The 7,483-nt window shown below is 61.9% G+C and carries 10 protein-coding genes and 1 tRNA gene; all 11 read right to left on the bottom strand.

Features of this window, described 5'->3' with window-relative positions; genetic code table 11:
* Nucleotides 1–139: 139 nt before the first annotated feature.
* Entirely contained in the window at nucleotides 140–517 is a 378-nt protein-coding gene (gene rplL / locus NKH23_RS34055) for a 50S ribosomal protein L7/L12 (protein ID WP_023680442.1), read from the bottom strand.
* A gap of 54 nt (nucleotides 518–571) precedes the next feature.
* Nucleotides 572–1,090 carry a 50S ribosomal protein L10 gene (gene rplJ / locus NKH23_RS34050; protein ID WP_008875657.1) on the bottom strand — a complete coding sequence of 173 codons (519 nt, stop codon included), beginning with the start codon at nucleotides 1,088–1,090 and terminating at the stop codon, nucleotides 572–574.
* Between the two features lie 392 nt (nucleotides 1,091–1,482).
* Nucleotides 1,483–2,181 carry a 50S ribosomal protein L1 gene (gene rplA / locus NKH23_RS34045; protein WP_023680441.1) on the bottom strand — a complete coding sequence of 233 codons (699 nt, stop codon included), beginning with the start codon at nucleotides 2,179–2,181 and terminating at the stop codon, nucleotides 1,483–1,485.
* A gap of 4 nt (nucleotides 2,182–2,185) precedes the next feature.
* Nucleotides 2,186–2,614, bottom strand: a complete 429-nt coding sequence (gene rplK / locus NKH23_RS34040) for a 50S ribosomal protein L11 (protein WP_023680440.1) — start codon at nucleotides 2,612–2,614, stop codon at nucleotides 2,186–2,188.
* A gap of 161 nt (nucleotides 2,615–2,775) precedes the next feature.
* Complete coding sequence (gene nusG / locus NKH23_RS34035) at nucleotides 2,776–3,303, bottom strand: transcription termination/antitermination protein NusG (protein ID WP_006333333.1); 528 nt, start codon at nucleotides 3,301–3,303, stop codon at nucleotides 2,776–2,778.
* Nucleotides 3,304–3,330: 27 nt separating this feature from the next.
* Nucleotides 3,331–3,534 (bottom strand): preprotein translocase subunit SecE, encoded by a 204-nt coding sequence (gene secE / locus NKH23_RS34030; protein WP_023680439.1) that lies wholly within the window; start codon nucleotides 3,532–3,534, stop codon nucleotides 3,331–3,333.
* Nucleotides 3,535–3,897: 363 nt separating this feature from the next.
* Nucleotides 3,898–3,973: transfer RNA gene (locus tag NKH23_RS34025), tRNA-Trp, on the bottom strand.
* A 77-nt stretch (nucleotides 3,974–4,050) separates the two neighbouring features.
* Nucleotides 4,051–4,554: a hypothetical protein gene (locus tag NKH23_RS34020; protein WP_353027311.1), complete on the bottom strand. Its 504-nt coding sequence runs from the start codon at nucleotides 4,552–4,554 to the stop codon at nucleotides 4,051–4,053.
* A gap of 120 nt (nucleotides 4,555–4,674) precedes the next feature.
* Nucleotides 4,675–5,157 (bottom strand): group II truncated hemoglobin, encoded by a 483-nt coding sequence (locus NKH23_RS34015; RefSeq protein ID WP_352722171.1) that lies wholly within the window; start codon nucleotides 5,155–5,157, stop codon nucleotides 4,675–4,677.
* Nucleotides 5,158–5,279: 122 nt separating this feature from the next.
* The gene (locus tag NKH23_RS34010) at nucleotides 5,280–6,965 is read right to left on the bottom strand and encodes a COG3904 family protein (protein WP_352722169.1); all 1,686 of its coding nucleotides are present in this window, start codon (nucleotides 6,963–6,965) and stop codon (nucleotides 5,280–5,282) included.
* A 159-nt stretch (nucleotides 6,966–7,124) separates the two neighbouring features.
* Nucleotides 7,125–7,483: elongation factor Tu (locus NKH23_RS34005; protein ID WP_502912407.1), on the bottom strand; the 359-nt coding region annotated here is incomplete at its 5' end.

The raw sequence follows: 7,483 nt of genomic DNA, 5'->3' as shown, positions 1-7,483 counted from the left end.
AACCCGAAAAAACCCGGTTCCCTCCCGCCGTGTGGGCGCCCCTCTTAAATTTGTTTTCCCCACTCTCCGCTTCCCCCCCCCCCCAGCCCCCCCAAAGGGGGGGGCGCCCGCCCCCCCGCGGCCCCCCGGTACTCAACGCTTACTTCAGTTCAACCTTGGCGCCGGCTGCTTCCAGCTGGGCCTTGAACTTGTCCGCGTCGGCCTTGGAAACGGCTTCCTTGACCGGCTTCGGAGCCGCCTCGACCAGGTCCTTGGCTTCCTTGAGGCCAAGACCGGTGATGGCGCGAACTTCCTTGATGACGTTGATCTTCTGAGCGCCTGCCTCGGTGAGGACGACGTCGAATTCCGTCTTTTCCTCGACCGGAGCCGCAGCAGCCGCAGCACCGCCGGCAGCGGCAACCGCCACCGGAGCAGCGGCGGAAACGCCCCACTTTTCTTCAAGAAGTTTCGACAGCTCGGCCGCCTCGAGGACGGTCAGCTTCGAAAGGTCGTCTACGATCTTTGCCAGATCAGCCATTGCAATGTTCCTTCATAAGGTTCGAACGTGTGTTTGTGATAGCGAGGAACGGCCTCATGCCGCCTCGTCCTTCCGGGCGTAAGCGCCGATGACGCGCGCGACCGAAGCCGCAGGCGCATTGACGATCTGGGCGATCCGGGTTGCCGGCGTGGCGATCATGCCAACCAGTCTGGCGCGCAGCTCATCGAGCGACGGAAGTGTGGCGAGTGCCTTCACACCGTCGGCATTGAGCGAGGTGGTGCCCATTGCGCCGCCGAGAATGACGAGCTTGTCATTTCCCTTGGCGAAATCGGACGCGACCTTCGGCGCCGCAATCGGATCCTCCGAATAGGCGATCAGCGTCTGTCCCTTGAACAGCTCGATGATCGATGCGGAGTCCGTGCCCTGAAGAGCGATTTTGGCGAGACGGTTCTTCGCGACTTTGACGGTGCCACCGGCGGCGCGCATTTTCGACCGAAGGTCGTTCATTTGCGCGACGGTGATACCGGCGTAGTGGGCCACGACGACTGAACCAGCGCTTGAAAACGCATCATTCAGGCCCGTGACGAGTTCGCGTTTTTCCGCTCTGTCCACTGCCTATCTCCAGTTGACCCCTGCCCTCTACGAAGGACAGGCGTCGGGTTGCCTTTTGCCGGCCGGGCCATCCAGTAACGGATCTCCCGAACGACGCTCGAGGATCCTGCCCCCTTTCGCCACACCTGCCGGCAAGCCGGACGGTGCGCAGACAAAAGGCAAACACGGTTCGAACCTTTCATTGGAGCTTGTGGCTCCTTTGTCCGGTCTTCACCCGTCTCATGCAGGCCCACATGAATTAAGGCCCACATCACCTAAGGCTTGGGGGCCGCCTGCAATCTCGGACAGGATGTCCGGAAGCCTTTCGACTTCCGGCACCGGGCCGCCGACATGTCGGAGGCCCGGAATTCTTTCACGGATCAGCGTTTTAGCGGCCGATCCAATTGTTCGTATCAGGACGCTGCGAGCGTCGAGACGTCGAGCTTGAGGCCCGGGCCCATCGTCGAGGTGACCGACACCTTCTTGACGTAGTTGCCCTTGGCACCAGCCGGCTTTGCCCTGGTCACCGCATCAGCGAAGGCGCGGACGTTTTCTTCCAGAGCCTTGACGTCGAACGAGACCTTGCCAACGCCGGCATGAACGATGCCGGCCTTCTCGACGCGGAACTCGACGGCGCCGCCCTTCGATGCCTTGACGGCGGCGGTAACGTCGGTGGTGACGGTGCCGACCTTCGGGTTCGGCATCATGCCGCGCGGACCGAGCACCTTGCCGAGACGGCCGACCAGCGGCATCATGTCCGGCGTGGCGATGCAGCGGTCGAAGTCGATCGTGCCCTTCTGGACGATGTCGACCAGATCCTCGGCTCCGACGATGTCGGCGCCGGCGGCCTTGGCCTCCTCGGCCTTGTCACCACGCGCGAAGACGGCGACGCGAACGCTGCGGCCGGTGCCGTTCGGCAGGTTGACCACGCCGCGGACCATCTGGTCGGCATGGCGGGGGTCGACGCCCAGGTTCATCGCGACTTCGATCGTCTCGTCGAACTTCACCGAGGAGCGATCCTTGAGCAGCTTCAGCGCCTCACCCAAAGCGTAAGCCTTGTTGGGATCGATGCCTTCGCGGGTCTTCGATACACGCTTTGCAATCTTTGCCATGATCTCAGCCCACCACTTCCAGACCCATCGAGCGGGCGGAGCCCTCGACCATGCGCATGGCCGCCTCGACGTCGTTTGCGTTCAGATCCTTCATCTTCTGCTCGGCGATGGCGCGCACCTTGTCGCGGCCGATCGTGCCGGCCTTGACCTTGCCCGGCTCCTTCGAGCCCGACTTCAGGTTCGCGGCCTTCTTCAGGAAGTAGCTCACCGGCGGCGTCTTCATGACGAAGGTGAACGACTTGTCCTGGTAGTAGGTGATGACGACCGGAACCGGCGAGCCCTTTTCCATTTCCTGGGTCTGCGCGTTGAACGCCTTGCAGAACTCCATGATGTTGATGCCACGCTGACCAAGCGCCGGGCCGATCGGGGGCGACGGCGTGGCCGATCCCGCGGAAACCTGGAGCTTGAGCTGGCCTGCAATCTTCTTAGCCATCTCTCTTCCTGCCTTTTCTCATGCCGGTCTTGCCGGCGGTTGCAGTCTGGTGGTGCGGTCCGCGCGGCCGGCTAAAGCCGCATTCGCCTCCCACCCATTTTTTGGCCGCGCGATCTCCGCGCCGCCTTCCCTGCCGCCGAAACCGGTGCAGGGATTTCGGATCAGCCCTTCTCGACCTGTCCGAATTCCAGATCGACTGGCACAGCGCGCCCGAAGATCGAAACTTCCACCTTGAGCCGCGCCCGCTCCTCGTCCACTTCCTGGACGAAACCGTTGAAGGACGCGAATGGTCCATCCGAAACGCGGATCGCTTCGCCGATCTCGAACGTCACCGACGGCTTCGGCCGCTCGACGCCTTCCTGAACCTGGTTCAGGATACGCTGGGCCTCGGCTTCGGTGATCGGCACCGGCTTGGAGTCGCCCAGGAAACCGGTGACCTTCGGCGTGTTCTTGACGAGCGAGAACACGGCGTCGGTCAGATTGGCCTTCAGCAGCACATAGCCCGGAAAGAACTTGCGCTCGGCATCGACCTTGCGGCCGCGGCGGATCTCGACGACCTTCTCGGTCGGCACCACGATCTGCTCGATGTCGGCGGACAGGCCCTTCTGCTTGGCCTTGTTCTCGATGTCCTCGGCGACCTTCTTTTCAAAGTTCGAGTAGGCGTGGACGATGTACCACCGCGCGGTCATTTCAAGACTTCTCCGTAATCGCCGGACTTACTGTCCGAGGCCGAGGATTTTTTCGACCGCAAAGCCCATGGCCACGTCTGCGGTAAAGAAAAAGATCATCGCGATGACCGCGAACACAAGGACCATCACCGTCGAGATCATCGTTTCGCGCCGCGACGGCCAAGTGACCTTGGCGGTCTCCGCGCGAACCTGCTGGAGAAAGGTGAAGGGATTTGTGGTTTTCGAAGCCATATGCCGCTCTGTCTGCAAGACCCGTTGGCCGGGTCTCCTGGATGATCCCGCTGGCCGGGACGTGCCGCTTGAGCGTGCGTTCGCGCCGAATCAGCGCAATCATTTCGCCCATGCAAATCAGACGCGTAAAGCCGGCTTCCCAGCTCCACGCGTCGCGTGTCTGTTTCGTCTACATAAAACCGATTCTTGATCCACGCAAGTGGCAAGTGTCCGCTTTATGGCCAAACGCCGCCTCGGAACCATCCAGTCGTCCCGTCCCGGCTATGCGGCCCTTATGCCGCGACTTATGCTATATGGCAAGTCACAAGCCGATTTTCAAAGGCTGCACTGCAAAAGAATCGTTTTAGGCATCCATTCAAAGAATGGCACGGGCAGCAGGGCTCGAACCTACGACCTGCGGTTTTGGAGACCGCCGCTCTACCAACTGAGCTATGCCCGTATGCGCATGTCGGCGCAGCAGGCGCTTCCTAAAAGCTTCCGCGCGCTCTGTAAAGAGCGACGTGCGCTGCCCGGCCTTCATCTTCGAAAGTCCAGGCGTCCTCCCGGCCATTTCCCGTCGATCCGTCGATTGCTGACGATCAAGCCGACCCAGGGACGCGTTATTCGTGGGTCGGTCAGATTGATATATTTTCCCACCAACCCTTTAGCACCCTCGCGCCGCGCATCGATGAGCCCCTTGCGCACGCCACCATGCCAATCGAACAGCAGGTAAACTCTCTCTCCCGCCGCCTTCACCTCGCCCCGGCCAGACTTCCATTTATCCTTGCTATCGCCTGGAATCGTGGGGTCGGCACCGCCGTTCCATCGGCTGGACCAGCTGCCTTCGATGGTGTCGTTGCGGTCGCTGTCGCTTTCGGTGCCCCAGGCTGCGGCATTTTCATCGCTTGCAGTTCCCTCCAGTTTCACGCCGGCGGCGAACGCCGACACCTCCTCGTCGTTGGGAGTGGGGACATCCATGACGCCGAACGGGTTTCGGGTTCCGCGGTTGCCGTCAGAATTTTCTTTGCTTTCCGATCCCATCGCAAACCTCCGGTTTTCAAGGCGGCGCTGCCAGTCGACGACGGCCTCAAGCCGTAGCCTGGAGGACCGAAGCCTGCATAGCCACCCGTTTTCCTGGGTTTTCGACCGATTCGCGCCCGGTCAGTTTCCCGAAGGCGGCTTGTAGGGGCCGCCCGGCACCCCCCAACCCCAGGCCGGCATTGGTTCCGTCTCGGGGTCGCAGGTCGGGCCCTTGTTGGAGTTCATCTTGGCCAGCCGCGATCCCCATTCGACATAGGCCATGAAGGCCGAGCGGAATTCAGGATCGTCAGGCAACCCGATCTCGTCGGCGGCGTCGGCGAGAAGATTGATCCAGCGCTGGCGCTGCTCCTCGGTCAGATGCTTGCCGAGATGATGCATCACCATCTCGCGATGGCCGCCGTGCTTTTCGCTGTAGGTTTTCGGTCCACCAAAAACTTCGCCGATGAAGGCCGCGACGTGAGCGGGATGATCCGGCGACATATGTTTGAACACCGGCCCGACGATGGGGTCCCGGGAGACGTTGTCGTAGAAGGTCTGGGTCAGACGGTTCAGCGCTTCGGTGCCGCCGGCCCATTCGAACAATGTTGGGACATCCTGGCTCATTCGCGATCCCTCCCGCTGGTCTTCAACCGCGCTGGACGATAGCGGAAATATCGAGCGCCACTCAACCTGCCTCGATGGCCAGTCGGCCGCGGCTATCATGCCTGTCTTACGATTTTACCGGCCTATGATTTCACGGGCGTGCTGGCCTGAGCCTTGGCGCCCGAGGCTTCGCGGCAGTTCTCCGGCCGTGGCTCCGATCTGCAGATGCCGGGGCCTGTCAATTCGTCTGCCGATTGATGCCCGGTTGTCAGCCCGTATTTCAGCATCCTGTCGAGTTCGAGCTGCCGTTCGACTGAATACAGCTGAATTGCGGTAAACAGACCGGGGCCGATGGCCATGTCCTCGAGATAGGCCTTGACCTTTTGCTCCTGCCCTACCGAATGCACGCTCAATTGCGCACGCGGGCCGACCAGGCGTTTGACACCGCCGGCGAGCATGATCGGACAGGCCGAGCCGCAACCGCCGCCGGCATCGACCGTGAGCCCGTTGTAGACGCCGTCTTCGGCCGTGCAGTCGGCCTGCCGCGGCTCGCAGCCAATGAAATCCGTCCGCGCCACGGCGACGTCGAGCTTGCGTTCGCGGATCAGCCTTCCGGCCGCCAAAGCACCGAGCACGTCGCCACCCGGCGAGTTGATGACGATGGGCAGGCGCCGGTCGCCGACGCTATCAAGCAGTTGGCGCAATTTTTCGGGCGTGTCAGCGGTAATTGCGCCTTCGGCCGAGATCCATTCCGGGCAGTTGGGATTGCACAGCGGGTTGCTGCCGCGGACGAGGACGAAGCGCATGTCAGCGACCTCCTTCGCCGGCGGGGTTTCGAGCCCTAAAGGTGCAGGCTCGGCGCTCGCCACCACTTGGCCGGCCGGCTTCGCAATATTCGCCGGCGCCGGCACTTCCCTGCAACTCGACGGCAACGGATCGGATCTGCATAGCGTTGGCGCGATCAGCAAGTCGACGGCATCCAGGCTGGTGACGAGATTCATTTGCAGCATGTCGTAGGGAACCAGTTGCTGGATGCTGCTGGCCGGCGTGCTTTTCATGGTCTCGAGCACGCCCAGGCCGACGCCCATCTCCTTCAGATAGGCCGCCAGCTTCCGCTCCAGCGGCTTATTCATCTCGTAGGTCTTGTAGCTGCCGGCGTTCTTCCGGCTGACGACCCTGGTGCTGAGTATCTTCTTCTTGCCTTTCACCATGCGGTAGGTGGTGCGGTACAGCAATTTCGTCCGGATATAGGTCGTGGTGATCTGATGGACGCCGAGAAAGGCCCGTTCCCCGACCACGCGCCGGATGCCACCGGAAAACATCAATGGACAGGCGGAATTGCAGATGGCGCCGTTGGCATAGGCATTGCCGAAATAACGGGCGCCCTTGCCGTCGTTCTCCTTGCAGTTCTTCACATCTGGCAGACAGCCGACGAAGCGGGTTTTGCCGACGGCGATATCGAGCTTGTTCTTGCGGATCAGGCGACCAAGTGTCAGCGCCGCTTCGACATTGCCGCCGGGGGAATCGACGACGATCGGCAGCTTTCGGCCGCCAAGCGCCTTCAGCGTGCGTTTGAACAGGGCCGGCGTGCCGGCTTCTATCGAGCCTTCCGCCGATATCCATTCCGGGCAGGTCGGCTCGCAGCCCGGCGCGCTGCTGCGGACGACGACGAACCGCATCGTCGGGCCGAGATCCGGCGTGGATTTTTCCGACGTGGATTTCTTTGCATTCGCTGCGAAGGCAGCGTGGCCCATGACAAGCAACGACACCAGGCAGATCAGCCCTAGCGACCACCATGCCTGACTATGCAAACGGCGCCATGGAACCATTCGGGCAGCCCCCTCGATGCAACCTATACTAGTTATGGCTGAGGCGCTTGCAACAGGATTTGAAGCAATGCGGTTAATCCATTGCCAGAATATCAGAATCGAAAAGGGCGGCCCGAAGACCGCCCCTTTGCATCCGATCTCAACCGGCAGCGCCGGCGATTACTCTTTGATGGTGACGACGATGCCGGCACCGACGGTGCGGCCGCCTTCACGGATGGCGAAGCGCAGCTTCTCTTCCATGGCGATCGGCACGATCAGCTCGACATCGACGGTGATGTTGTCGCCCGGCATCACCATCTCGGTGCCTTCCGGCAGCGACACGATGCCGGTCACGTCCGTCGTGCGGAAATAGAACTGCGGACGGTAGTTGGTGAAGAACGGCGTGTGGCGGCCGCCCTCGTCCTTGGTCAGGATATAGGCTTCGGCAACGAACTTCTTGTGCGGCTTGACGGTGCCGGGCTTGGCCAGGACCTGGCCGCGCTCGACGCCTTCCCGGTCGACACCGCGCAACAGCGCGC

This window comes from Mesorhizobium sp. M1328 (assembly GCF_040318075.1).
Taxonomy (GTDB): domain Bacteria; phylum Pseudomonadota; class Alphaproteobacteria; order Rhizobiales; family Rhizobiaceae; genus Mesorhizobium.
The sequence above is the reverse complement of the archived record's forward strand: the minus strand, read 5'-3'. Positions and strand labels throughout refer to the sequence as shown.

What these genes read in the sequence shown, in the direction of transcription:
- rplL (WP_023680442.1), bottom strand. Translation starts at nt 517, where the DNA reads ATGGCTGATCTGGCAAAGATCGTAGACGACCTTTCGAAGCTGACCGTC.
- rplA (WP_023680441.1), bottom strand. Translation starts at nt 2,181, where the DNA reads ATGGCAAAGATTGCAAAGCGTGTATCGAAGACCCGCGAAGGCATCGAT.
- rplK (WP_023680440.1), bottom strand. Translation starts at nt 2,614, where the DNA reads ATGGCTAAGAAGATTGCAGGCCAGCTCAAGCTCCAGGTTTCCGCGGGA.
- nusG (WP_006333333.1), bottom strand. Translation starts at nt 3,303, where the DNA reads ATGACCGCGCGGTGGTACATCGTCCACGCCTACTCGAACTTTGAAAAG.
- secE (WP_023680439.1), bottom strand. Translation starts at nt 3,534, where the DNA reads ATGGCTTCGAAAACCACAAATCCCTTCACCTTTCTCCAGCAGGTTCGC.
- NKH23_RS34020 (WP_353027311.1), bottom strand. Translation starts at nt 4,554, where the DNA reads ATGGGATCGGAAAGCAAAGAAAATTCTGACGGCAACCGCGGAACCCGA.
- NKH23_RS34015 (WP_352722171.1), bottom strand. Translation starts at nt 5,157, where the DNA reads ATGAGCCAGGATGTCCCAACATTGTTCGAATGGGCCGGCGGCACCGAA.
- NKH23_RS34010 (WP_352722169.1), bottom strand. Translation starts at nt 6,965, where the DNA reads ATGGTTCCATGGCGCCGTTTGCATAGTCAGGCATGGTGGTCGCTAGGG.